At 43.3% G+C, this 26,616-nt stretch carries 21 protein-coding genes and 3 tRNA genes; 16 read left to right on the top strand and 8 right to left on the bottom strand.

Annotated features, from left to right (window positions below; genetic code table 11):
- Positions 1–51: 51 nt before the first annotated feature.
- The 7 genes from HUU49_02695 to HUU49_02665 form a co-directional block, all read right to left on the bottom strand.
- Positions 52–408, bottom strand: a complete 357-nt coding sequence (locus HUU49_02695; GenBank protein ID NUM25513.1) for a tRNA-binding protein — start codon at positions 406–408, stop codon at positions 52–54.
- A 63-nt stretch (positions 409–471) separates the two neighbouring features.
- Complete coding sequence (locus HUU49_02690) at positions 472–918, bottom strand: hypothetical protein (GenBank protein ID NUM25512.1); 447 nt, start codon at positions 916–918, stop codon at positions 472–474.
- Positions 919–957: 39 nt separating this feature from the next.
- A tRNA-Ser gene (locus HUU49_02685) sits at positions 958–1,045 on the bottom strand.
- Positions 1,046–1,062: 17 nt separating this feature from the next.
- On the bottom strand, positions 1,063–1,617 hold the full coding sequence (locus HUU49_02680) for a hypothetical protein (GenBank protein NUM25511.1): 555 nt from the start codon (positions 1,615–1,617) through the stop codon (positions 1,063–1,065).
- 1 nt (position 1,618) lies between these two features.
- Positions 1,619–2,413, bottom strand: a complete 795-nt coding sequence (locus tag HUU49_02675; GenBank protein ID NUM25510.1) for an SDR family oxidoreductase — start codon at positions 2,411–2,413, stop codon at positions 1,619–1,621.
- Between the two features lie 54 nt (positions 2,414–2,467).
- On the bottom strand, positions 2,468–5,005 hold the full coding sequence (locus HUU49_02670; GenBank protein ID NUM25509.1) for an HAD-IC family P-type ATPase: 2,538 nt from the start codon (positions 5,003–5,005) through the stop codon (positions 2,468–2,470).
- 86 nt (positions 5,006–5,091) lie between these two features.
- A tRNA-Ser gene (locus tag HUU49_02665) sits at positions 5,092–5,179 on the bottom strand.
- 95 nt (positions 5,180–5,274) lie between these two features.
- Here HUU49_02665 and HUU49_02660 point away from each other — a divergent pair.
- The 10 genes from HUU49_02660 (at position 5,275) to HUU49_02615 (ending at position 17,165) form a co-directional block, all read left to right on the top strand.
- Entirely contained in the window at positions 5,275–7,062 is a 1,788-nt protein-coding gene (locus HUU49_02660; GenBank protein NUM25508.1) for a DNA primase, read from the top strand.
- Positions 7,063–7,085: 23 nt separating this feature from the next.
- The gene (locus tag HUU49_02655) at positions 7,086–8,318 is read left to right on the top strand and encodes a sigma-70 family RNA polymerase sigma factor (GenBank protein NUM25507.1); all 1,233 of its coding nucleotides are present in this window, start codon (positions 7,086–7,088) and stop codon (positions 8,316–8,318) included.
- Positions 8,319–8,343: 25 nt separating this feature from the next.
- A tRNA-Asn gene (locus tag HUU49_02650) sits at positions 8,344–8,415 on the top strand.
- Positions 8,416–8,548: 133 nt separating this feature from the next.
- Positions 8,549–9,934, top strand: coding sequence for a hypothetical protein (locus tag HUU49_02645; protein NUM25506.1), 1,386 nt, complete (start codon positions 8,549–8,551; stop codon positions 9,932–9,934).
- Between the two features lie 4 nt (positions 9,935–9,938).
- Positions 9,939–12,362: an ATP-grasp domain-containing protein gene (locus HUU49_02640; GenBank protein NUM25505.1), complete on the top strand. Its 2,424-nt coding sequence runs from the start codon at positions 9,939–9,941 to the stop codon at positions 12,360–12,362.
- Between the two features lie 11 nt (positions 12,363–12,373).
- Entirely contained in the window at positions 12,374–13,708 is a 1,335-nt protein-coding gene (locus HUU49_02635; GenBank protein ID NUM25504.1) for an ATP-grasp domain-containing protein, read from the top strand.
- 4 nt (positions 13,709–13,712) lie between these two features.
- A complete protein-coding gene (locus HUU49_02630; protein ID NUM25503.1) occupies positions 13,713–15,032 on the top strand; it encodes an alanine racemase in 1,320 nt (439 codons plus the stop codon).
- Positions 15,033–15,115: 83 nt separating this feature from the next.
- A complete protein-coding gene (locus HUU49_02625) occupies positions 15,116–15,874 on the top strand; it encodes a hypothetical protein (protein ID NUM25502.1) in 759 nt (252 codons plus the stop codon).
- 5 nt (positions 15,875–15,879) lie between these two features.
- Positions 15,880–16,245 carry a hypothetical protein gene (locus tag HUU49_02620; protein NUM25501.1) on the top strand — a complete coding sequence of 122 codons (366 nt, stop codon included), beginning with the start codon at positions 15,880–15,882 and terminating at the stop codon, positions 16,243–16,245.
- Positions 16,246–16,253: 8 nt separating this feature from the next.
- Positions 16,254–17,165 (top strand): DMT family transporter, encoded by a 912-nt coding sequence (locus HUU49_02615; protein ID NUM25500.1) that lies wholly within the window; start codon positions 16,254–16,256, stop codon positions 17,163–17,165.
- A 355-nt stretch (positions 17,166–17,520) separates the two neighbouring features.
- Here the strand turns inward: HUU49_02615 and HUU49_02610 are convergent, their stop codons facing one another.
- Positions 17,521–18,678 carry a hypothetical protein gene (locus HUU49_02610; GenBank protein NUM25499.1) on the bottom strand — a complete coding sequence of 386 codons (1,158 nt, stop codon included), beginning with the start codon at positions 18,676–18,678 and terminating at the stop codon, positions 17,521–17,523.
- A 187-nt stretch (positions 18,679–18,865) separates the two neighbouring features.
- Between HUU49_02610 and HUU49_02605 the strand changes: the two genes are divergently transcribed.
- Genes HUU49_02605 through HUU49_02580 form a run of 6 tightly spaced genes read left to right on the top strand, consistent with a single transcriptional unit; the run spans position 18,866 to position 26,612 of the window.
- Positions 18,866–19,246, top strand: coding sequence for a response regulator (locus HUU49_02605; protein ID NUM25498.1), 381 nt, complete (start codon positions 18,866–18,868; stop codon positions 19,244–19,246).
- Positions 19,246–20,928, top strand: a complete 1,683-nt coding sequence (locus HUU49_02600; protein ID NUM25497.1) for a type II/IV secretion system protein — start codon at positions 19,246–19,248, stop codon at positions 20,926–20,928. Before HUU49_02605 ends, HUU49_02600 begins: the two co-directional genes overlap by 1 nt.
- A gap of 10 nt (positions 20,929–20,938) precedes the next feature.
- Entirely contained in the window at positions 20,939–22,165 is a 1,227-nt protein-coding gene (locus HUU49_02595) for a type II secretion system F family protein (GenBank protein ID NUM25496.1), read from the top strand.
- A 13-nt stretch (positions 22,166–22,178) separates the two neighbouring features.
- On the top strand, positions 22,179–22,634 hold the full coding sequence (locus HUU49_02590; GenBank protein ID NUM25495.1) for a type II secretion system protein: 456 nt from the start codon (positions 22,179–22,181) through the stop codon (positions 22,632–22,634).
- Positions 22,621–26,112 carry a hypothetical protein gene (locus HUU49_02585; GenBank protein NUM25494.1) on the top strand — a complete coding sequence of 1,164 codons (3,492 nt, stop codon included), beginning with the start codon at positions 22,621–22,623 and terminating at the stop codon, positions 26,110–26,112. The genes HUU49_02590 and HUU49_02585 overlap by 14 nt, the downstream gene beginning before the upstream one ends.
- Positions 26,112–26,612 (top strand): type II secretion system protein, encoded by a 501-nt coding sequence (locus HUU49_02580; protein ID NUM25493.1) that lies wholly within the window; start codon positions 26,112–26,114, stop codon positions 26,610–26,612. The genes HUU49_02585 and HUU49_02580 overlap by 1 nt, the downstream gene beginning before the upstream one ends.
- Positions 26,613–26,616: the final 4 nt, after the last annotated feature.

Raw genomic sequence — 26,616 nt, 5'->3', positions numbered from 1 at the left:
CTTGCTAGCGGGGCTTTTTAAAACGAAAATACGTTTGGGTGTCTGATGAAGTCAAGCTAACTTACTTCCCAGCGTTATGGTGTCACTTTTTGGTTCAATCAGAACCCAGCCGTCACCGGCGGTATTTTTAAAGCCAAGAGTAAGGACCTGCGACTGAAACGGACCCACTTGTTTGGGCGGAAAATTTACCACGCAGCACACTAGCGAATTGAGAAGATTTTCTTTCGTATGAGCGCCCACTGCCTGTACACTTGATTGTTTGATCCCGATTTGCGGACCAAAATCAATTTTGAGCTTGTATGCCGGTTTGCGCGCTTCGGGGAAATCAGAGATTTCAATAATTTTCCCAACGCGAATGTCCACTTTTTCAAAATCTTCAAAAGTTATAGTTTTAGTGCTGTCATTCATGGTGATTGATAAGAATTTTCAGGAATAAGGCAGAATAGGTTGGAAATTTTAGAATTTAGACAGCTACTTTTCAAGTGCCTTTTTTAATTCATTTATCACAGCTTTTTCCCAATACTTCATTGAATACCAGCGGATCAATGGCGTCGCAACTATTCTTAGCCATGCCTTATGAATTGAAACACGATAGGTGTAATCAATTAAGGTACCGTCTGGATGTTTGGAAAGCAATAACTCTTCATGCCCAGAAGTTCCAAACTTAAAACTATCATTGTCTGAAATAAACCCTTTGCCGGAAAGGATTTCAGTTTTCATTCTTACTGGAAATTCTTTGCCAAATGACCCCACGATTGCATCCATCTCTAAATAATTTCCCTCTTGTTTTTTGATTTGTATTGATTTGGCAACCTTCGGGAAATGCTTTGGAAATTGTTCGAAGTCTGTTATTAGTCTGAATACATCTTCGACAGGCGCTTTAACAAGCCACTGATTATGAAGCGTAGTTTTTTTCATATGTATAATTCTGCCCCGACTCCTTTTAAAAAATTGTCCTGGCGGAGAGAGGGGGATTCGAACCCCCGAACCCTTGCGGGTTACACGCTTTCCAAGCGTGCGCACTAGACCACTATGCGATCTCTCCAGATTTATTTACTTACACTATTCAAAACGGATTGGGATTATTAATTCATCGTCATATTCTGGTAAACCCGACGGGTTATCTTTTTTTAGTATCAGCAATCCGTTTTTGGTGGTTGGTTTGGTGAACACTACTTCTGACTCAAACGCTACAAAATTTTCAGTCATCCAATCGGTTTTGGCTTGGGCGAAATGCTGGACAACAACATCACCGTTACCATCCAACAGGACAATGGGAAAGCTGGCTTCAAAAAACCAAGTGCCGCGAGCGTCGCCGGAAATTTTTACCGGACTAGTAATAAGATCATTTGGCCGAGGTGAAGAAGCCCGAATAAGACTTTCTTTCTCAAGCGCGTTGCCGATATCTTCGGTGAAACTTCGGCCGTCAGTTGTTTTACATTGTCGGGGGTATGATTCCAACACGATATTGCCGGCCTCGGCGCAAGACGAAAAGTCGTTGACAGTAACGTCATAGCGCATTTCCGGTTCGTCGGCTTCTTTTTTAAGCAGAACAAAACTCGTGATCAGTAGTCCCAGAAAAACGGCAATAAATAGGGCAATCTTATAGATTCTCATATTAGGTCAATAAATAACCGCCGTCAACTACGACAATGCTGCCGGTCATATAACGTGCGGCGTCAGAGGCTAAAAATAAGGTGACACTAGCGATGTCGTCTGGTATACCCATGCGGCCCATCGGAATTCTGGCGGCAAACTGTTTGATCGTATCACTTTGAGCGTCAGATACCTTGATTGCTCCTTGGGTCATTGCTTCAACGCCTTCGGTGACAATCCCTCCCGGAGCAATGGCGTTAACCCGGATATTTTTTGGCGCCACCTCCAGGGCAAAATTTTTGGTGAAACCCCAAACGCCGTGTTTTGAAGCGTCGTAGGCAGAAAGTCCCGGCTGGCTTGGGTGGAGTGCGTCAATAGAAGCAATATTAACGATGACGCCGCCTGATTTGGCGACCATAATTTTAGCAGCTTCTTTACTGCAAAGAAACACACCGCGCAGATTAACGGCTTGAATTTTTTCCCACAGTTCAACATCCATGTCCAGAGCCGGCATCGTCGGAAAGATCCCGGCGTTATTAACAAAGACATCAAGACTGCCAAACCGTTCAACGGTTGTTTTAATTAAATTTTGAACGTCAGATTCTTGGCTGACGTCGGTATGGATGTAGGCAACTTTTTTTCCTAATGATTTTGCTTTGGTTTCACCAGTTTGGTCGTCAATATCGCTGATGACTACATTCGCGCCGGCTTCAACGAAACGTTCGACAATACCATAGCCGATTCCTTTGGCGCCACCGGTTACGACAACCGTTTGTCCTTTGAAATCAAACATTTCCTTGATTGTCTTTAGTTTCATATATTTATAGTTAAATACTCTTTAGGTGATTAAGACTTCATTATTATAAATAATTTAGGCGGTTTTTTCAAGCTGGTTGTTGAAGATTCGCTGGTAAAACAGTTTAACGATTTCGTTAACCATAAAGTAGACGGCGGTTAAAATAAGGATCGTGGCCAGGTGATTAATCGACGGTGAAACAAAGTGGAAGACATCGTGTCCGATGGCGGTAAACGGTATAATCAACGTCGCCATAAACGCCAGGCTTGAAAGCCAAATAATCAACGGTGCGGGACGCGGGGCCGTTAATGCAAATTTTTTGGTCCGAATTGAAAATAAGAATACGAGTTCGGTGATAATGCTGGCGACAAACCAGTTGGTTTGCAGTACGTCGGCGGAAATGCGAAAGTATAGGGCAAAGAAAATAAAATCAAAGACGGTGCTAATAATGCCGTGTAGGCTTGAAGTCATCGCCAACTCTTTAATGTTGTAGCGCTGGGGTCGGGCAACATCCTCAGGGCCGGTAGTGTCAGCGGCAATACTGATCATTGGGAAATCAGACAATAGATTTAACAGTAGGATTTGGACAGGAAGCATCGGTAGAAAATCAATAAAAAGCGAGCTGATAGCAACCGCATAAAAATTACCAAAGTTTGAGGAAAGCGTCGCCCGAATGTATTTAAGAGTGTTGGCAAAGACTTGTCGGCCTTCCTGAATGCCATCAATAATCACCGCCAGACTTTTTTGTAGCAGGATGACGTCGGCGGCTTCGCGTGAAATATCCGAGCCGCTTTGAACAACCAGGGAAACGGTTGCGGCTTTGAGTGCGGGAGCGTCGTTGACTCCTTCGCCCAAAAAGCCGACGCTACGGGTCTGATCCAATAATGAAACAATCTGGTGTTTTTGTTCCGGTGAAATTCGGGCAAAGACTGCGTATGTTTCGGCGGCGTGTTTTTGTTGTTCCGGATCTAAATCATTAAACTGGTCGCCGGTAATAACTTTTGTCGGGTCGTCAATTAGCCCAATATGAACGGCTACGGCGCCGGCTACTTCCGGTGCGTCGCCGGTAATAATTTTAACCTGAACTCCCAAATCACGGGCCTTGGTTACCGCCTGTTTGGTGGTAGATTTGATTGGATCTTCAAAGGCGATAAAGCCAGCCAGATCAAGATCGTGTTCTTGAGCAAAGAGATCAACGGTTTGATTTTCGCCAAGCTCTTTGGTGGCCAAAGCTAAAACGCGGCGACCGAGCTTGCCTTGATCTTTAATCCAAGCGTGGTATGCGCCAGATTTTTTTTTGATGCTGAGTTTGATTAATTCCTCCGGAGCGCCGCGGACGATCAAAAGATTTTTGTTTTCATGTTTTACCAAGACGCTGTTTCGCCTTCTAATCGGATCAAATGGGATTTCTTCAACTAGTTTGCAGGATCTGATAAATTTTTTATCCTCAGCAGTTAACGCCAAACTGAAGGCGGTATCAAATGGGTCGGCTGATTTTTTAGTTTTTAGCTCAGGAGCACTCAGCGCGCCATAGGCCACAAGATGGTTATGATTTTGAGCCTTTAGTTGATCAACGATGGTTAGGCGGTTTTCGGTGATGGTACCGGTTTTGTCGGTACACAGCACATCAATGCCGCCCAAGTCTTCAATCGCTGACAGTCGTTTCACAACTACCTTCTTTTTTGCCAGTAATAATGCGCCGCGCGATAGCGAAAAAGTGGAGACAACCGGCAGTGCTTCAGGGATGACGGATACGGCTAAGGCGATGGAGAAAACCAAAAGCTGGCCAACGTTGACTTGGTCACCTTTGACGATAATGTTTGCCAAAAAAACGATTACAATCGTCAAAGATACTAAGCGCAGGATAAATGAGCTTAGTTTGCCGATGCCCTTAGAAAATTCACTTTCCTTGGCGGTTTCGGCCGTTAGTTTGGCAATGGAGCCAATTGTGGTCGCACGGCCAATACCGACGACTACGGCTTTCACTGATCCGGACGCAATTGTAGTACCGGCAAAAATGATATTTCTTGCTTGATAAATTTCAGTCGGTTTTTGGTCTAAGACTTCCGGAATTTTGTTGACGGTTATTGATTCACCGGTCAGGATTGATTCATTGACACTTAAGCCTTCCGTTTTTAAAACTCGACAGTCGGCCGGAACAATGTCACCTGATTTTAGATCAACGACATCGCCGACGACGAGTTGCCGAACATCAATATTTTCGTGGTGGCCTGAACGAATAACAGTGGTGTGAGCTACTAAATAATTCTTAAGTAGTTTCAGTGATCGATCGGACCGAAATTCTTGGTAGAAACCAAGTACAGTATTAATAAAAATAAAAATAAAAATAAACGCGGCATCAAGCTGCCCGCCCAGTGAGAACGCCACCAGCCCGGCGGCGATTAGTAAGTAGATAAAAGGAGATTTAAACTGTCTGCCTAAAATATGCCACCATTTTGTTTGATGATTTTCCAACTGGTTGGGGCCCGCCTGAGAAGACCTTTTTTTAGCTTCTTTGCTGTCAAGACCTTTGGTTTGACTGGTATTAAGGACACTAAGCAATTCCTTAATATTGATGGTGGCGTATTCAAAGGGCGAGGTGTTTTTTTCCATAGAGTCGTAAGAGTAATACTGATTTAATTTTATCAAAAAACCCGACAGAATGATATCAGTCGGGTGTTTGGAGATCTTCTGCAGGACGGAAGGGGTGGGATTCGAACCCACGGAGACGTTTTGCGCCTCAACGGTTTTCAAGACCGTCACATTCGACCACTCTGTCACCCTTCCGTTCTGCAGGAGATACTAATGTATTAAAGCAAAAAAGTCTTGATTAGTCAATTTCTTGCTTAAATTAGGTCAATTCAGTAAAATGAGTATGCTCTATGCCAGGACAAATTGAAGAAATAAAGGCCAGAATTGACATCGTTGAGCTGATTTCTGAATATATCAGGCTCAAACCAGCCGGGCCGAATAATTGGAGGGCTTTGTGCCCTTTTCATAATGAAAAGAGTCCGTCTTTTATGGTGTCTAAAGATAAGCAGATTTGGCATTGTTTTGGTTGTAATGAGGGTGGCGATATTTTGAGTTTTGTTCAAAAGATGGAAAACATTGAATTTATTGAAGCCCTGCGAATTCTTGCCCAGAAGGCGGGTGTGACGTTGGTGGCACAAGATCCGAAACTGGAAAGCCAGAAAAATAGACTGTTGGATATTTTGCAATCAGCCAGCCGATTTTGGCACCAAACGCTTTTGGAATCGGCCCAAGCTGTTAAGGCTCGCGAATACCTTAAACGCCGCGGGGTGAGCGAACAGATGGTTAGCGAGTTTCAAATCGGGTATGCTGTTGATTCCTGGGACGCGGTAATACAATTTTTAAAATCAAAAAAGTTTACGGATCAAGATATTTTTTTGGCCGGGCTGTCGGTAAAAAAGGAGCGGGGACAAGGATTTTATGATCGATTTCGCGACCGTCTGATGTTTCCGATTAACGATTTGCATGGCAGTACTATTGGTTTTTCCGGTCGGACGCTTAAGGCGGATGAAAAGGGCGGAAAATATATCAATACTCCCCAAACAATAGTGTATAACAAAAGTTTAGCCTTGTTTAACCTGGACAAAGCCAAAAATGAAATTAAAAGCAAAGACTCGGCTATTATTGTTGAGGGACAAATGGACGCCCTGTCGGCGTATCAGGCCGGAACCAAAAACGTGATTGCTAGCTCCGGGACAGCGCTGACGCTTGATCAGATCAGAATTTTAAAACGCTATACTAAAAATTTGGCAATGGCTTTTGATGCCGATGCCGCCGGCCAGGTCGCCGCTAAAAGAGGTATTGACTTGGCTTTGGCAGAAGAGATGAGTGTTAGGGTGATTATTCTACCCAGCGGCAAAGATCCGGATGCGTGTATTAAAAACAATCCGCAAGACTGGTTTAAGGCCGTGACTGAAGCCAGATCAATCATGGATTATTATTTTAGTCAGACTTTTGCGAATTTAAGTTTGGAAAAAGTTGAGGATAAAAAACAAGCAGCCAAAATTTTATTGCCGGTTATTGCAAAAATTGGCAATAAAATTGAGCAAACCCATTGGCTGCAAAAATTGGCCGGCCGGCTTAATGTTGCTGAAAACATTTTGCGCGATTCTTTGACACCTGGTGAACCAAAACCGCAAACTCGAACCATTCAAGAAGCTAAAGCCAGGGTTCGGAGTCGATCATTGATGCTGGTTGAACAAATTATCGGTATCGCCTTAAAGTATCCTGACAACCTTGAATATTTGGTGAATAACCTGAGTCCTGACATTATTGAAGAAGCAACTCTACAAGACCTTTACAAACGATTGATAATTTATTATACTGAAAACATTCAAGGAGATGTTAAAGCATTTGATTATTCCAGTTTTCAGGCAGTGCTTAAAGAGAGTAAACTGGACCAACTAGCAGATAAACTCGTTCTCTTAATTGAGAAGGATTTTTTTGATTTTGATTCTGATGCCATTAGTCGGGAACTTATGACATCAATTAATTTTGCCAAAAAAGCGTATTACTCAGAAAGCTTGAGGCGCATCAGCACCCAGATTAAGCAGGCGGAAGACGATAAACAGGATGAGAAAGTTAAAGCCTTGATGGCGGAATATACCCAGGTGCTCACCAAACTTAATATATTGGGCTAAATTTTAAAATAATTTTTTATTTCATGTCACCTAAAAAGAAGTCGACAATAAAAAAACCAGCTGCCAAAAAAGCAGCCAAAGCAAAACCGGTGGCTAAAAAAGGCAAGAAGGCCGAAAAGGTTTCAAAAAAGAAAGTTGACCTTAAGGGTGTGCGTAAAAGTAAGTCGCGGCCAAACGAGCAGCTTATTGAAAAGCTGCTTAATAAGGGTCGAACCAGAACGTTTATTACGGAAACGGAATTATTGTATGCTTTTCCGGAAGTTGAAGAATATTTGGACGAGTATGAATTCTTTTTGTATAAAGTTGATCAGTTGGGCGTCACAATTATTGAATCAGAAACTGGGCTGCTTGATAGTGATGAAAAGCGAAATGAGATTTTAACTAAGGTGGGCTTGAATAACAAGCAGAAAAAGCGGATTGATATTTCCGATATTTCTGCTGATTCAATCCAAATGTATTTGCGTGAAATCGGAAAAGTGCCGCTATTGAAGCCGGAAGAAGAAATCACTTTGGCCAAAAAAGCCGAACGTGGCGATAAGGAAGCTAAACGCCGATTGATTGAAGCCAACTTGCGGTTGGTTGTTTCAATTGCCAAACGGTTTACCGGTAAGAGTTTATCCTTATTGGATTTAATCCAAGAGGGCAATATTGGTTTGTTTCGGGCGGTTGAGAAATTTGACTACCGTCGCGGCTATAAATTTTCAACTTATGCCACATGGTGGATCAGACAGGCAATCACCCGGGCCTTGGCCGACCAGTCGCGGACAATCCGCATTCCGGTGCATATGGTTGAAACAATTAATAAGTTTAAGCAGGCTGAACGCCAGCTGATTCAGGATTTAGGCCGCGAGCCCTTGCCGGAAGAAATTGCCGCTGAAATGGGTGAAACGCTTGACAAAGTTCTTCATATTATTAAAATAAGTCAAGACACCATTTCCATTGAGACTTCGGTTGGTGAAGACGATGAGGATAGTACCTTGGAAGACTTTATTGAAGATGTTCGAACCGTTACCCCGGATCGGGCGGCGGCATTACAGCTGCTTCGCGATTATGTTAACGAGGTAATCCAGAACCTGACGCCGCGTGAGCAGAAAATCTTGGAAATGCGGTTTGGCTTGAAAGACGGAGTGTCTCATACATTAGAAGAAGTCGGTCAGGAGTTTGATGTTACTCGTGAGCGCATTAGACAGATTGAGGCTAAGGCTCTGGAAAAAATTGAAAAGCATCATTTGATTGATAAATTAAAAGACTACTAGTTATTTTAAAGAAAGAGCCATGTGCTCTGGGGTAGCTCAATGGTAGAGCAGTGGACTGTTAATCCATTGGTTGTGGGTTCGAATCCCACCCCCAGAGCAGATGGCTCTTTTATTATATTTAAATTTGGTAGTCAGGCCATTTTTGGGCCAAAAGCTATTGTTTTATTTTTTAATAACTCTTATAATTTAAGGACTAAAAGCTTTTTATTTCAACGATTGTACAGGTTTTCATGACAACTGATCAGGGTCAACGTTTTGAAGTTGAGGGAACAGACATCTCTTATCATATTGATGAAGATGGTTTTCGTGTTGAAATTTTGGGCAGAGGGTATACGGTTAAATATCCTCTGGCCATCTATCGGACTTTGGACCAAAAGGCTAAACGGGTTTTGGCAGAGAATTTTATTTATTGCCGGACCAAATCGCTTTCATTGCAGACTGACGAAGTTTTGCCTTATCGATTGTCTAGACCGATAAATAAAGAATTGGTCAGCTACGGTATTGTGGGAGACATTCCGCGCTTAGCTTATTTAAGTAATGTTAGCATTGCTGAGCTACTAGACATGTATCGGGATAACGAAGAAAAAGAAATTTTTAAACAAACTGATTTAACCAACGGGACAATTGCGGTTACTACTGAAAACGACAAAGCGATTTTAGCTTTGTCGTTTGGTAAAGACAGCTTGTTGTCGTATGGTCTGGCTCAGGAATTAGGACTCAGCTTCCGATTAGTATACGTTAAAGAAATGGAGGAGTTAAACAGCGCAGAAGAAAAATTCAAGAATGCCATCATAGCTGATTTCACCGCGGAGGAAAATGTTTCAATTGATTTTCTGACTGACAATATTGATGAGATATTTTTTGATCTAAAGTTCGCGCGAAAAGTTGAAGATTTGGAGAACACCAACGGTATGCTGGCATTTGCACTGGAGTTGGCGCCGTTTGCCTGTTACTATCGCGCCAAATATTTATTATTTGGCAATGAGGCTAATTTTAGTGATTACTATCCGGACGGTTCATATAAGATTTATCCGTCATTTGATCAGAGTATTTTATACGCTAAAGAAGAAAATCGTCTTTTTGATTGTTTGACATCCGGCAAGATTCAGATTGCAAGTCTGGTTGAACCAATTTATAACATCGTTGAAATGGCACTTTTGGTGAATCGTTATCCAAAACTGTTAAAGTACATGATGTCGTGTTCGCCTAAAGAAACTGACCCTGACAAATGGTGCTATGGCTGTCCAATGTGTGCCAAAGCATTTTTGTATCTTGTCGCCGTCGGCGGTCGGGCAGAGCAGATTGGTTTCAATCGTGATTTCTTTAAGCAAGAATATAAAGACTTGTACCCCTTATTTAATAAAAATGTTAAACGGGTGTATGAAAAACCGACAGCAGTTCGTGATGAACAGTTACTGTCGTTTTTGTTTGCATATCGCCGGGGGGCGCGGGGAGCACTAATTGATTTATTTAAAGAGGAATATTTGGTTGAAGCAGAAAAACGGGAGCCAGAGTTGCGTGAAAAATTTTTGACTATTCATGAGACGGCCACTATTCCTGAATTTATTAAAGAAAAATTGATTCATATTTATCAGGAGGAGATAAAAAAGCTTTAATCGTATGAAAAATATTTCCACGCTTCAAGATAAGACGATTTTACTGGTGAACACCGGTTCAATCAAAAAGCGATTTATTTTGCAGAAATTAAAAAAACTTGGTTTAAAAATTGTCTGTTTGAATAAAGAAAAAAACTGGGCTCAGCCGTATGTTGATCATTGGATTTTAACCGAAAAAAATAGTTATGCCGAAGTCGCCGGCGCCTTGAAGGCTTTCATTGCCGACCATCCTGAAGTAAAAATTGATGGGGTTGTAACTTTTTGGGAAGATGATGTCTTGTTGGCTTCCCGGATTGCCGACAGGTTTAATTTTATAGGCATTCCTTACGCCGTGGCGCGCAAGGTGCGAAATAAATTCCTGTTCCGAGAATTTTGCCGCGAAACCGGTTTGCCGGCGCCAAAACATATTTTGATCAAATCGGCCGCCGATATTCATAATTTACCTGAAGATTTGCGTTTCCCATTGGTGATTAAGCCGGTATTTGGTGCGAGCAGTGCGTATGTCGTCAAAGTTGAAAACAAAGAAGAAATGCTTCACACCTATGATTACATTCGTAAGAATATGTCTACTCACGTGGAGTCGGCATTGTCTGACGGTTTTGATATTTTAGCTGAAGAATATATCGCCGGAGATGAGGTAGATATTGATATTGTGCTACAAAACGGCAAAATTAAATTTCATTCAATTTCTGACAACTACCAAACTAAAGAGCCGTTTTTTATTGAGACTGGCCAGTCAATTCCTTCGGGGTTATCAGAAAAGATCAAAGCTGATTTGGTTTCGCTGGCGGAAGAAGTGCTGGAAAAAATTGGTGTTCAAAACGGCGTTATTCATTTTGAGGCGAAATCAACGCCAACCGGACCAGTGCCGATTGAAGTCAATTTACGCATGGGTGGCGACGAGGTGTATTCATTTGTAAAGGGTGCCTGGGGGGTGGATCTGATTGAGAATGCCGTCAAGATTGCCTTGGGGATGTATATCCCGAAAATTGAACGGCCGGAAATGCCAAAGAAGTATATGGCCGGTTCATATTTTTTGTCCGATTATTCAGGCATTTTGTCAAAGCTGGAAGTAAAAGCCGAGTTGAAACAGTACAAATTTTTAGAGGAAGTTCATTTCTTTAAAAAAGTAGCAGACGCAGTTTTGGTGCCGCCGGAAGGGTACGAATATTTGGGCTGGGTTACCGTTTCCGGATACAGCATGCCGGATGCTCAAGACAATCTGAAAAAAGCACTGCGCTGCGTGCAGTTTGAAGTTGCGCGATTTGCTTCAGAGTCTTCAATCGGAAAAACATTGCGTAAAAACAGTTTTTCTCAAGCCTCGTTGACCTCAAGTCTTTTGATTCATGCTGCAAAAATCGAAAAATTCCGCCGCATTACTCCTGAAGATAAGCGCAAGCTTCACATTGGCATTGCCTGCAACATTTATGATGAGTCGGACGGCGCGGTTGAAAACGAATTGGCGACTGTTGGCCGAAATATCCAAGATGCGTTGGTGCAGCGCGGCTACAAAACAACTTTTTTCAATTTTAATGATATTGAAAAGGCATTTAAAGAACTCAGCGCCAGCGATGTTGATTTAGTTTTTAATGTCTGCGAACGAATTAATAATTCAAGTCTGCTTGAACCTCATGCCGCTTCATTATTCGATATCCTGCAAATTCCATATACCGGATCAAATCCCTCAACATTAAGTTTGTGTATTGATAAGATTAGAGTTAAAAAGCTTTTAGCATACCATAAAATTCCAACCCCGCGCTGGGATTATGCGTATACTATTGATGACGATATTGATGAAAATTTACGCTACCCCTTAATTGTCAAGCCGGCGAATACCGACAACTCAATCGGTATCAGCAACGATTCAGTCGTGACAACCAAAGAAGCGTTGCGCGAACAGTTAAAAAAAATCATTGTTGATGTCGGCAGCCCCGCTTTGATTGAGGAATATATTGAGGGAGATGAGTATGATGTGTCAATTTTAGGCAGTGAAGACAATGATTTGGTGGTGTTGCCCTTGTCTCGGTCGATATTTAAGAATATGCCTGAGGGGCAATGGCATATCTACACGAATGAAATGAAGTTTGGCCAGAAGAAAGTTGAAGATTTCGGGGTTGTTATTCAACGCCCGCCAAAAAATATCAGCAAACGGCTTGAATCGTTACTAACAGAGATTTCACTTGACACTTATAATATTTTGGATTGCCATGATTACGGACGGGTAGAAATTCGAGTTGATGAGTATGATAACCCGTATGTTTTGGAACTCAATCCTAACCCTTCAATTAATATTAATGATTGTGTTTCCTCGGTGGCACATCTAAGCGGCTTGGAGTATGGTGATTTTTTGGAACAAATTATCACTATGGCAATTAGCCGATATCGTAATCGGCCACCGTACTATCATCTTAAGAGTAATCCGATGTAAAGGTAATCGCGGTGAAACATAAAACAATAAAAATTGGCCTGATGCCCGGCGGAATAGACGGCCTGGTAATTGAGCGCCGGAGCAGGATTCCTGAAATCAGGTTTAAATTTTTAGTTCCGCGCGATAAGGCGGAAGCGGTTTGGGCAAAAAAATTTTTGCCTCAAAAAGACTTTATTTTTTATGATTTGATTAATAGCCGCCTGTCTATGGCGGATCTAGATTTGGCAGGCGTGGCCAAAAAATCAAATTTATCACAACGCTTGAAAACAGCCGGAGTCACTCATCTATTGGTTCACCATGGCATTGAGCCGTCATTTTACCGCTGGGCTCAAGACAACGGCATTACGCTGATTGCCCCTGATTTCAGATTAGCCAAGCAGTTGGAAGATAAAATTTGGTTTGATAATTTTTTAGCCAAAAATAATTTACCAGCGCCGCTAAGCCAAATTATCCGTCCTGGCAAAACCGCTTTGAAACTAAAAGGTAGAGTTGTTTTGCAGGAACCTTCATCTCGGGGCGGTGAAGGGACGTATTTTGTTTCAACTGCCGCTGAAATAAAAAAATTAATTTCAGCCGGGCGGATTATCGGGAGTCGGCGATATTTAGCACGAATGTTTGTGCCGGGCCAATCGTATGGCATTACTATTTTTGTCAGTCCGTCTTTGACAGCATTATCGGCATTGCGCCGTCAGCAGTACGGTAAAAAAAACCGCTACCAGCAAAAAGATTTTTTGGGGATTCAGTGGGTTGGCGCTAAAGAAATCAATTCAAAATTAACATCAGAGATTAATTCGGTATTTTATCATTTAGGGGAATGTTTGCGCCGCCTCGGCTTTGTCGGATATGCTAATATTGATTTTATCGCCACTCGTTTAGGCGTTAAGATTTTAGAAGCTAATCCAAGACTCGCCGCCTCAAGCTGTCAGTTGGTGTTGTTCCCGGAAACTATTTCCCAAATCAATACGGGTCGGTTGTACCTTGAGGCAATGTTATCGGCCTCGCGCAAGCCGGCGGCAAGATCGACGTTTGCGGCGTTTCCTCGCCAATCAAATTTTTATGGTGCAACCGTGTATATCCAAAGCCCCCAAGACAAATTTTTAATTCGTCAGCAGTATCCGGGCGGTGTGTATGTAATCGACGGCAAGAAAATAAGGTTTGTGACGCCAGATATCACAAAAATTAGCCGTGGCGGCAGATATTTTATCTTTTATTCTGATACTCAACCAGGAGAGGTGTTAGCTAAAGGTGTGGTGCTGGGTACCGTAATTTCCAATTTTCGATTATACGATCATCATGGGCAACTTAATAAATATGGTAAGATGATATTACAACATTTCACCTACTAAATATATGCTCACCAAAAATCATGCTGTAAGTAAAAAAGTAGTATCTAAGTATTTGGATCAACACTTAAAATTAAAGCGCGGCAGTTTGGCGCCGGTGGTAAAAACCAGCCTTAAAAAGCGGCAAGCGATTTTGAAACTGGCTAAAAAACACGAAACCCCTTTTTATCTTTTTGACCGTCAGTCGGTTCGAGCCGATATTAAAAAGTTTAAGTCGGTTTTCACTAAACAAATTCCGCGCCTAGAAATTTTTTACGCGGTTAAATCAAATCCCCATCCATTTTTACTCAAAGAGGTTGTTAGACAGGCTTTGGGCTTGGACGTTTCTAGTGGCCGCGAACTTGAGCTAGCCATCAAATATGGCGCTAAAAAAATTATTTTTACCGGTCCGGCAAAAACTGATCGTGAGCTTAATTTAGCGATTAAATACCGAAAGAAGCTGATTATTAATCTGGACAGTTTTACAGAATTACGGCGGCTAGGAGTGCGTTTGCGCCAGGAAAAAACGACTATCCGAGCAGGGGTTAGGATTGCCACCAAATATCATAATACCTGGAATAAGTTTGGCATCCCTTTGACCGACCTAAAGCGGTTTTTAAATGAAGCTAAAAAATATCCGGAAATCCAGCTGCAGGGCATTCAGTGTCATATGAGTTGGAATAAGGGAGTTGAGCCGTATCAGAACCTGATTAAAGAAATAGCTAAATATTTGAAACTGCTTAGTGAAGAAGATCGGTCACAAATAAAATTTATCGATTTTGGCGGCGGGTTTGAAACCTACCAGCTTGAGGGGTATTTTCCCTGGACCACGTCGCAGGGGGAAGTGATTAAGGCGGCCGCTGAACATTTTGGCCGGCAGGCTGATTTTAAAGACAAATACTATTTGACTGAAACGGTGCCGCTGGCCGGTTATGCGCAGGCAATCGCCAAATCAATCAAGTTGCACCTAGACCCTATTATTAAACCAAAATACTATTGCGAGCCCGGCCGGGCGATCTCCACTAAATCAATGCATTTGATTTTGAAAGTTATGGATGTCAAACGCTCAGACCTAGTAATTTTAGACGGCGGTGTGAATATGGTTGGATATGAATTATTTGAATATTTTTATTATCCGGTTGTTAATTTAACCCGACCGGACACCAAAGAGTTGTCGTGTCATTTGTACGGCTCATTGTGCACTCCGTATGATCTGTTCGGATATTACTGTTATGCCAAGGCAATTAAAGAGGGTGATATTATCATGATTCCTAATCAGGGGGCTTATACATATACTTTGGCCCAAAACTTTATCAAGCCGATTCCGGAAACCTACGTTTTGGATTAATTTTCTCCTGTTTATAAAATCTATCTTTTTTTGCCATAAAATGGTATAATAGATTTGCTTGATTTTTTTATTTTGTTTTTTAAATGAGAAAAATTGCCAACAAAATGTCGGGACATTTTTCTTTGATTATCGCGTTGATGGTCGAAGCGGTATTGTTGATTTTGATTTTTTTAGTGATGATTGTTGGGATTATGGGAGTGTTTCTGCCGTTTTTGCCGGGATTATTTATTTTTGGATTGGCGGCCGGCATTTATTCGTTGTTAGTAAAGAAGGGCTACGGCCGAGTAACGCCAAAAATCCACCTTCGGGTTGTACGGATTGGGAATTTTTTAAGCAATTTAGAAATAATCAAAAAAATTATGTTTTCAATCAATATTTTTAAAAAGAAAAGACAGGTTAAGGCTCTTGAGGAAATATTGAAAAATGGTTTGATTTTATTCGGCTTTAATTTAGCGCTGATTCTGATTTTTTTGTTTGGATTTTTTGGAGTTTCGCTTTTAATAAAAATTTTTGATTGGCAGGGTTTAGCGGTGGCATTTGTGCCGTTATTGTCGTTATTTATTTTTGCCGCCAGCAGTGCCCTGGTTTGGTTTCGGTTTGGCCAGCTACTCAGCGGCCATTTTAAGGATAAAAAAGTGGTTAATGGTTCATTAGTAGTTTTGATATCCGTGCTACCAATTTTGGCATTAATTATTTTGTTTTCATCAGCGATCGGTCTAGTTGGTGGTTTCGCTAATGAGTTTTTGGCAGTTGCCTTTTTATCTTTCTTTTTAATGTCAGTGTTAGCAGCAGTGTTTGAAATGCTTGTGGTCAGTTTGGGAATAATTACGACAATTAAGTAATGTTTTTGACGATTACAGGAGAAGTAAAAACCGGACAGCGCCGAGGCAAGAGGATCGGTTTTCCAACAATCAATGTATCTGTCCCCAGGGGTTTGAAAAAAGACCAATGGGGAATTTATTTTTCTTTAGTTAATATTGATGGTAAGGTGTATCCCGGAGTAACTCACCTGGGCCCGGTGAAAACGTTTAGTCTGCGAAACAAAACTTGCGAGACATATTTACTGACTTTGCGTGATGATCTGTACGGCACGCGGGTTCAAAAAAAGCTTATTTTTAAATTTCGCGATATTGAAAAATATCCAACTGTTGCCGCTTTAAAGCGACAGATTAAAAAAGATGTAACGGCGGCCAAGAAATTTTTTGGCCTATAAATAAATTTATGAAACAATTTATTAATTACGGACCCCTGTTTATTATTGTTGCTGCATTTTTTTGGGCGTTAGACGGCGTGGTGTTGCGTCCGGCGCTATACACTTTACCCGTGCCTTTAGTGGTGTTGGTTGAGCACGCGCTGGCGTTTATGTTTATGCTGCCGTTTTTTATCAAGGAGTTTGCTGAAGTAAAAAAGTTACGACGCAGTGACTGGGGAGCGTTTGCCTGGGTGGCGCTTTTTGGTGGAGTAATCGGAACAATGTGCATCACGAAAGCGCTATTTTATGTTAATTTTGTCAATTTGTCGGTTGTGGTTTTAATTCAAAAGTTACAACCGGTGTTTGCCTTGTTGCTGGCCGCTATTGTTTTAAAAGAAAAGCTGCCAAAGAAATTTTTTAGTTGGGCGAGCCTGGCAATTGTGGCCACATATTTCATAACGTTTGACGGTCTGGTGCCGAATTTTAATACCGGCGATAAAACTTTGGTTGCAGCACTGTTTGCTCTTGGTGCGGCGTTTGCCTGGGGATCGTCTACAGTATTTGGCAAGCGAGCTTTGGCACAGGTGAATTTTCGGACCGGGACGTATTTACGCTTTGGTTTGACAACGGTGATTATGCTACTGATTTCTTTAGCAACAAAAGATATTTTTAAATTGCCAGCCATTGCGCCGCAACAGTGGCTAACGTTTTTTATTATTGTATTTAGTTCCGGCGGACTAGCGATGTTTTTATACTACTATGGTCTTAAGCGGGTAACAGCGTCAGTTTCAACCATCTGTGAACTGGCATTCCCGCTTTCGGCGATTATTTTGGAATTTATTTTGCGGGGTAGATTGCTGAGTGTTACTCAGCTGGTTGGCGCGGCAGTGTTGCTGTTTGCAATTTATCGAGTGTCGTTGTTACCTCAACCCCAACAATAATTTTTTTAAATAAAAAAAGCTCTGTGAAATTCCAGGGCTTTTTAGTTTCCACAACCGCAGCAGCCGTTGAGGGGTTTTTTCGCAATGATGGCAAAAACCCGTAGAATTCTGTCGGTTGTGGTCGTTTGGCCTTGGGGCCAGCGGTTGAGGTGACGGTTTGGTTCAAAGATCGCAGTTGTAGCCGGCGCTAGTTTTCGTGGTGCGTTGAGTTTGGCGTCATACATGGCAAAATCCTCCTTACCCTAAAAAATATCACAGTAAAAATTTTGAGTCAAAAAAAAGAGCACCAGGTCTTTTCCAGAGAGGAAATGACTTGGTGCGTGGGGGTTAAGGTACGATGGAGGCGACTGTTAGACTAGTCGCCGAGTTTGCCGCCGTCGGGGTCGCCCAGGGGCGGTTCGTTGGCCGCGACCAGGACGGGTTCGTCGGCCATGAAGGTTCCGGGAGGAACCACGTCTTTGCCGTTGTTTTCGGCGGCCGCGCCTTCGTCGCTGATGGCGTCGGGAGAGGTGATGGGTCCGACCGGCAGTTCATCCGACACCGGCGGCAGTTCGGGAGTATTCAGGCCGAGAAGCTTGGCCACGGCGGGGGGTAGCGCGCGACCGCTGGGGTGATGCTTCTGCATCACGGCCATCATGTCGCGGATTTCCTCGGGCACGCCGTCGGTCTGCTCGTTGATGTCGACCATCGCAGAGATGCCGAGCTTGCCGGTTTCGTCGACGTGGAGGAACGCGCGGTCGGTCATGAGCTGACGCATCAGCTCGCGGTTGCCGGTCTGGCGCAGGTAGTTGAACAGCGCCTCTGTGGCCTCTTCATGCATCACCCTCGCCAGCTCCGGTTGGTGCTTGGCCTCGCGCTCCAGGGTTTCGGCTTCGCGGTTCTTGTCGCGGATGGTGCCACTCATCTGTTCGATGGCGTCTTGCTGGGACATCAGTTGCTGACCCAGTTCGCCCTCCACGATGCAGATGTGGTCGCCGCGGCGGCTGATGCGAACCGTTTCTTCGCCTTCACGCCCGATCTCGAGCTGGTCGTCGCCATAGTAGCGTCCGTCGACCTGGCCCCAGAGCGAATGCTTGAGGCGGGTTTCGGCGCGACGGAGGTTACGCTCCAACAGGGAGACTTCGCGCCGTAGCTCGGATGCCTTGCTGGACTTCTCGTCGACGAGGCGGTCGAAATTGGCCACCTCTTCGAGTTGCCGGATCACGTCCGGATCGAACGCCGAAAGGTCGACTTCTTCCAGGCGCGAGCCGCGCGTCAGGGTCTTGACTTCGCCGGTTTTGGGGTTGATCATCACCGTGGTGGTTTCGACATCGACTCCGGGGATGCCACCGCCAAGCCCGCCGCTCAGCAGTGCGCCCAGCAGGCCCGGAAGCATGCCCATGCCTTTCATCTCATTCGCCGTCACCGGGTTTTCGTGGACCACGCCGCATATGGCGCAAGGTTCAACGTTGTTGCCGGCACCCGAATTATCGTCCTGACGTCCGAATCCGAAAAAACCGCGTTTTCCAAACATGTGTCCTGCTCTCCTTCTTTATTGTGAGTTGTGGACCTTTGCGGACCAATTCCGCAATAATACCGCCTTACTCCTGTTTCAGACGGTATCATTGTTTTATATCATAAATAGCTTTTTTTGTCAATATCTGATAGTAATGGACTAAGAAATGTGGTATAATATAGTTATTAATAATTATTTTGTATTCATGGCTACCGGAAAAAAAGTTCTTATCGTTGAAGATGATAAATTTTTGGGGAAAATGCTCTCCAAAATGCTTGAAGCAAGCAACTATCAAATTTCAATTGCCAGTAGCGGCAAAGAAGGGTTAACTAAGGCAGCTTCAGAAAATCCTGACTTAATCTTATTGGATATTATGTTGCCGGATATAGACGGTTTTGAGGTGTTAGAATCATTAAAAAATCAGGAGATAACCAACAAAATCCCGGTGGTAATTTTGTCCAACTTGGGCCAACCCGAAGATATGCAGCAGGGTCGTAAATTGGGGGTGTTGGATTACATTGTAAAAAGTGATTTAAGTCTTGATGACGTGGTTGATAAATTAAACAAACTTTTACCAAAGAAATAATGAAAGTAACCAACGAGCGTTTAAAATTGCTGGTTGAAGAATTGGATTTAATTCCAAAAGAGCGGCTAGACGCGGCATATCGCTTTGCGGAGCAAAACAATAAGTCGCTTGGCGAAGTGTTGGTGGCAAGCGACTTGATTTCCGATGATCATCTGGGCCAGGTGGTAGCCGGACAATTGGGGTTTGACTTTGTTGACTTGGATCGTCAGCCAATTGACCCGGAAGTATTAAATTTGATTCCGCGCGTCATGGCTAAAAATCAAAAAGTCATTGCCTTTGAGCGCGACCGAGATACTATCAAGTTGGCTATGGTTAACCCCAGTGATTTGCGAGCGATCAATTTAGTGGAGAAAAAAACCGGCCAGCGAGTGATTCCTTATTACACTACTTGGCAAAATATTGAAAACACTTTGCCGAAATATCAAAAAGGACTTAAGAAAGAATTTGCTGATATTATTCAAGAAAATATTTCACAGGCCACCGGCGGTGCTAAGGCGGAAGATGTACCAATTATTAAAATTGTGGACACTATCTTGCAATATGCCTATGAGAATAAGGCGTCAGATATCCATATTGAACCGATGGAAGAAAAAACGCTGGTACGTTTTCGCATCGATGGGATTTTGCACGACATTATTGATTTGCCAAAAAGTTTTCATGAATTAGTGGTGACCAGGATTAAAATCATGTCCCAGTTGCGAACTGATGAACACCGTAGCGCTCAGGACGGTAAAATCAGAATGAAGTTTGAGGCGGAAAATTTGGATATCCGTGTTTCTATTATCCCGGTGGTTGAAGGAGAAAAAGTGGTATTGCGTTTGTTGTCAGAAAAATCTCGCCAGCTAAGTCTGGAGGATTTGGGTTTTAGTAATGAAGATTTGGTAAAACTGAAAAAAGAATATGCAAAGCCGTACGGGGCAATTTTAGCAACTGGCCCGACCGGCTCAGGTAAAACCACAACATTGTACGCCGTATTAAAAAATTTGAATCGTCGGGAAGTTAACATTGCGACGATTGAGGATCCGGTGGAGTATGATATTGAGGGGGTCAACCAAGTCCAGGTTAATCCGAAAACCAATTTAACGTTTGCCCAAGGGTTGCGGTCTTTATTACGGCAAGATCCGGATATTATTATGGTCGGTGAAATCCGTGATCAGGAAACAGCCGATATCGCTATTAATTCGGCGATGACCGGGCACTTGGTGTTGTCGACATTGCATACCAATGACGCGGCGACGGCGCTACCGCGATTTTTAAAGATGGGGATCGAGCCATTTTTAATTGCCTCAACGGTTAATATTATTATTGCTCAGCGCTTAGTCCGCCGGATTTGTTCAAATTGTATTGTGAGTGAAAAAGTGACCACGGAACAACTAGCACAACATTTTTCCCGAGAATTAATCGATAAACATTTTGGAACCGAAAATAAAGAATTTCGGATCTATCGCGGTAAGGGGTGCGAATTATGCGGTCAAACCGGTTATCGGGGTCGAGTGGCAATTTGTGAAATTTTGGTAATGTCAGAAGCAATCAGAGATTTAATTATGAAGCGCGCCAACGCCGATCAAATCAAGCAACAAGCGATCACTGAAGGAATGAAAACCATGATTGATGACGGCATTAAAAAAGTTTTGTCCGGTCTTACGACCATTGAAGAAGTTCTTCGCGCTACCAGAGAATAAAAATAAAAATATGAAATTTAGTTATCGTGCTTTTGATGCGCTTAACCGTGAACAAAAAGGTGTTCTTGATGCCTCATCGCTTCGAGAAGCCACAGAAATTTTGATTAGTAAGGGTTGGTTTGTAAAAAAAATTTCTCCGCGGGGAAAAGTAAAAGAAAACATTCTTGAATTAAATTTCGGCCGGGTAGCACTGGTTGATAAAGTGTTGTTTATTAAACACTTATCAACGATGATTAAATCTGGGATTAATCTCCATGAGGCGTTGGAGGTAATTGCCGAGCAGACCGCCTCGAAGAAATTTAGTTCTGTTATTAAAGACGTTTTAGCCAAAGTGAGATCGGGTCAGAGCCTGGGTGGTTCACTGGCAAAATACCCAAAGGTATTTGATCCGCTATTTGTTAACATCATTAAGGTTGGTGAATCAAGTGGCACCCTGGAAGAAAATCTTGATTATTTAGGAAACGAACTCGAGTCGCGTCTAGAATTACGTCGGACCATCAAAGCCGCTTCATTTTATCCGGCGATCATATTGTTTGCTACTTTCGGCCTAGGGCTAGTGTTGTCTTATTTTGTGTTGCCGAAAATTTCAAAACTGTTTGTGTCGCTCAATTTTGAATTGCCGCTAAGTACCAGAATTTTACTCTGGGCGGCTGATCTAATGGATAAGCACGGCGGTTTGATTGTGCTGAGCTTGCTTGGAACACTAATTGCACTGCGAATTTTGGTTGCCCAGAAATTTGCAAAACCATACTGGCACCGGTTATTAATTGCGTTACCGGTAATCGGACACTTGGTCATTAACTACAATATGGTTTTAATCACCAGAACCTTGTCTATCTTATTGAAAAGCGGACTGACAATTGATCGTAGTTTGGAAGTTGCCATAACCACGACCAATAATTATGTTTACCGGAAACTTTTAAACAACGTATTGCCGGAAGTGCGCAAAGGTAAGAAGATGTCTGATGTTATTAGTATGTTGAATCAATCAAAGCGAAAACCATTGATTTCGTTGCTAGCAATTAAAATGATTGGCGTTGGCGAGCGTAGTGGTCGGATGGATGAATCATTAAATTATTTGGCAAATTATTATGAAAAGGAAGTGGCTAATGCCACCAAGAATATGACCACAGTCCTTGAACCGGCGCTGCTTTTAACAGTTGGGTTGATCGTCGGTTTTGTGGCAGTATCGGTCATTACTCCAATTTACCAAGTAACCTCTCAATTCCAGAGGTGATGAAATTTACCGTATGACATTTCGTGGGTTTACCTTAATTGAAATGCTGATTACGGTCGGGATAATTTTAGTGGTTGCCGGATTAAGCATCCCTTTTTTGTTTTCTTACTCGGTTTCAGGTGATGTCACAACCTATGCTAATGATATTGAACGAACTTTACGGCGAGCACAACTACAATCAATTAATGGCTATACTGGCATGCCCTGGGGGGTTTATTTTGATGAAGCACAAAATAAAATGGTCATTTTTCAGGGTAGTGAGTATGTCAGTCGTGATCCGCATTATGACCAGGAAATTACTTACTCGCCGGCACTTAATGTTGTTCCCACGTTCGGCGCTGAAATTTACTTTAGTGTATATTCAGGCACACCAAGCGCCACTGGCACGGTGACTGTCACTAGTACCGAAGCGCTGTTCATCAAAACAATTAAGATTAATGAGTTAGGTATTATTGATGCCCCAAATTAGCCGTCAAAAATTTTATTCCAAAGGTGTCGGTTTGGTGGAAGTAATACTGGCCGTCGCGCTTTTTGGTTTATTTGCAACGGCATTAATCGGTTTATTAATGAGTTCGTATGGCAGCGATGTCCAAGCGAGCCAGCGTGATGTGGCATTGCTTCATGCCCAGGAAGGTATTGAAGCAGCGTGGTCAATTAGGCGACAAGCTTGGAATTTATTGGAGAATGGCGTTCATGGCCTTGATAACTCAAGCGGGCATTGGACGTTTGCCGGCACCAGCGAAGCGATTGATGATGATTATACCAGAACAGTCAGTATTGCTGACGCTTGTCGAGATGGCGGCGGTGAAATTGTTGATTGTGCTGATCCAGGATCAGTCGTTGATGTGCACACCAAAAAAGTTACCGTTCAGGTTGATTATACGTCGATTAATGGCATCGGCAATTTGGTTGAGCTGGTTTCCTATTTGACCACTTGGCAGACTGACGATTGGATTCAAACGAACTGGGTTGGCGCCTCCGGGCAGACCGTCTGGTCTGACAATACTCGGTATGCTAGCGATGACGGAAATGTTAATGTTGCCACTGCCGGACAGGTGACTTTGGCGCCTCTTACCGGCGGCGGTTGTGGGACAAACGTTTGGTCTTTTACCACAGATGCCGAGTATGTGTATACTCCCGGTGAAATTGAAATTGCCGGCGGATTTGCCCAACTAGTTTCCGCTCCTGGCGGCGTGTCTGATTTGACTATTAATCCGGGGTTTACTACCGATATTTCCGGTTGGTCGTATGCTGATTGGAATCAGGGCGGTGGTGAGGCTGACGTTACTGGCGGTTGGCAATCTGTCGGCGGTAATCCAGGAGGCTGGGTGTATATTACTGTCCCGGCTGGTAGCAATGACGAAGTAGGGGGCTATGGGTATCAGTCGTTTACCACGACTGTTAATAATCCGAGCGCAACAGTAAGTTTTGACTGGCAGGTGAGCCAGTATGATGCAACACCTAATACTTTTAAACTGTATGTTTTTGTTGATTCGTCGCCCGGTGCGCCGGTGATTGGCCAAGAAGTCTGGTCTTCCGGCGAAATAACGTCGACGCAGAGCTGGAATTCTCAAATTAATATTGATGTTTCTTCAAAATTAGCAACTGCCGGAACATACTATTTAAAAATTGCCGCTTGGGTTGAGACTCCCGGAGGCCCATCCAACGGACCCTTTCAGATTGGGTACGATAATGTTGTTTTGAATTGGCAACAGTCGTCAAATTATCCGACTACTCGCCCGACGATTGGTCCAAGCAGTAGTCATCTAGTTAGCGGTATCGATCGTTGGACTTCGTTTACGGAAACGGCGAATAAAAACGGCGGTGAAATTTATTATCAGCTTTCTGATGACAACGGCGCGACCTGGCAGTTTTGGAATGGTGCCAGTTGGACGATTGCAGGTCCGGCTGATTATAACCAGGCCAGCGTGGTCAATTCAGCGATCCAAAATTTTTCAACCACCAGTGCTCAAATAATCTTTCGGGCATTTTTAGAGAGCGATGGTGCGGCGTTTGTTCAGCTTGATGAAATCAGTATCAGTTGTTCCCAGTACTATGACTGGACTTTTTTAGAGCCGGCTGAGTATGTTTATGATGCAAACAATATTGAGGTTGGCAGTGGGATCGCCCGGCTTAAAACGTCGGGTGCAACAGTTAACGGATTTAGTTCGCCGTTTATTGATAGTCTAGAATTTGATACCGCTGAGGGTCTTTATGTTGAGGTGTTGCCGATTTTTGGCAACATTTATGCTGCCGTCTATCAAGGACCGGGAGATGACGGCTGGGTGAAAACTTTTACTATTGACGGTAGCGGTAATATTTCTAACACCACGATTGACCAGCTGGAGTTTGACATGTATAACGGTTTTGAGCCAGACCTGATCCATGTTGCGGGCGATGTGTATGCGGTCGCCTACCGCGGTTCGGGCGCTGACGGTTTTGTTGCAACTCTGACTATTGATAACTTTGGTAATATTTCTAATACCACGATTGACCGGCTGGAGTTTGATACTAACAATGGACGTGAACCAAGTATCGTTCAGGTTTCCGCGACCGTTTACGCCGTAGCCTACCGCGGTCCGGGAGATGACGGCTGGGTGAAAACTTTTACTATTGACGGTAGCGGTAATATTTCTAATACCACGATTGACCGGCTGGAGTTTGATACTAACAATGGTCGTCGACCAGACCTGATCCATGTTGCGGGCGATGTGTATGCGGTCGCCTATCAGGGTCCGGGAGATGACGGCTGGGTGAAAACTTTTACTATTAACGGTTCAGGTAACATTGGCAATTTGATAATTGATAATTTTGAGTATGATACGGCAAACGGTTTTGAGCCAGACCTGATCCATGTTGCCGGCGATGTGTATGCGGTCGCCTACCGCGGTTCGGGCGCTGATGGCTGGGTGCGAACGTTTGCGATTGATGGCGCGGGTAATATTTCAAACGTGATAATTGACAGCTTGGAGTTTGATTCAAGTAATGGGTATGAACCGAGCGTTGTTCATTGGTTTGACGATTACTATGCCGTGGCTTATCGCGGCAACGGTAACGACGGTTTTGTGGCAATGTTTACTGTTGATAACACCGGGAACACCTCGGATTCAGTTATTGCAACGTATGAATTTGATACGGTAAATGCTAATGCACCAAGCCTGATCGCATTGTCATCAGATTATTTGGCCGTTGGTTATACTGGTCCGGGCGCTGACGGCTGGGTAAAGACAATTCAAATTAGTGAGTCGGGCAGCTATTCAACAACAAATCCATCAATTGTCCCTATAAATGCCCTGACTGTAGCGGACTTAGACACGTGGGCTTCATTTACAGAAACAGCCAATAAAAACAGCGGTGAAATTTATTATCAGCTTTCTGATGACAACGGCGCGACCTGGCAGTTTTGGAATGGTGCCAGTTGGACCAGTTCGGGAGTGCCGGTAAACTCCGGTAACACTGCTGTTGAAGTTAATGCTAATATTGCCAGTTTTCCGACTACAACGGGGCAGATTATGTTTAAGGCATTTTTATCCAGCAATGGTGCACAGTCTGTTGAACTGGACAATGTTCAAATCGGCTGGGGCCAGGCGGCGGGTGCTGGAGGAACTGGGTATGCAACTAATGGTTGGCTTGAATCGTCGGCATTTGATATGGGTGGCGACGCATCAGTTAATATCATCACTTGGGAGGAAACAGTGCCGTCGTGTAATCCCGATTGTGACATTAAAATGCAAGTCAGAACGGCTCCAGACGCGGCAGGTCTTCCCGGAAGCTGGACCGCCTGGTACGGTGACAACGGACCAGGTACCTACTTTACCAATAGTGGCGGATCAATTATTCCGGCTGATTTAAACTTCAACCGCTGGGTGCAGTATCGCGCCGAATTAGTGGGTGACGGGGTTAACACGCCAAGTCTTGAATCAGTCAAAATAAATTATTTACCATAATGAAAAAGTCTCAAAAACAATCAGGGTTTACCTTAATTGAATTGATATTGTATTTGGCAATCGTTTCAATTATCTTGGTTAGCATTTCTTATTTAATGCTTGACATGTTAAGCGGCCAAACTAAAAATTATACCAGTCAAGATATTAACCAGCAGTTGCGGTTTATTTCAAATATTATTACCAAAGACATTAGGGCGGCTCAGGATATCACTAGTATTAGCGATGACAATTTAGTGTTAACTATGCCCGGTGATGATATTACTTTGCATTTTGACACAGCTAACAGCACCCTGACCAGACAAGTCGGCTTTAGTAATCTGATTATTCTTCATGACACCTCGGTTAAGGTAACCGGAGTTTTTGCCGATCAATCATACGACGCCAGAACGAAAAATGTTGCCGTGACATTGCGTTTGGAGTACGATAATCCAAGCAATCAGCCTGAATATGCCGCCAGTACGACAGCGATATTTTCTGCTGAATTGCGGGGGAGGAAATAAACAA

The organism is Candidatus Buchananbacteria bacterium (assembly GCA_013359225.1).
Taxonomy (GTDB): domain Bacteria; phylum Patescibacteriota; class Patescibacteriia; order Buchananbacterales; family UBA6539; genus JABWCG01.
The sequence above is the reverse complement of the archived record's forward strand: the minus strand, read 5'-3'. Positions and strand labels throughout refer to the sequence as shown.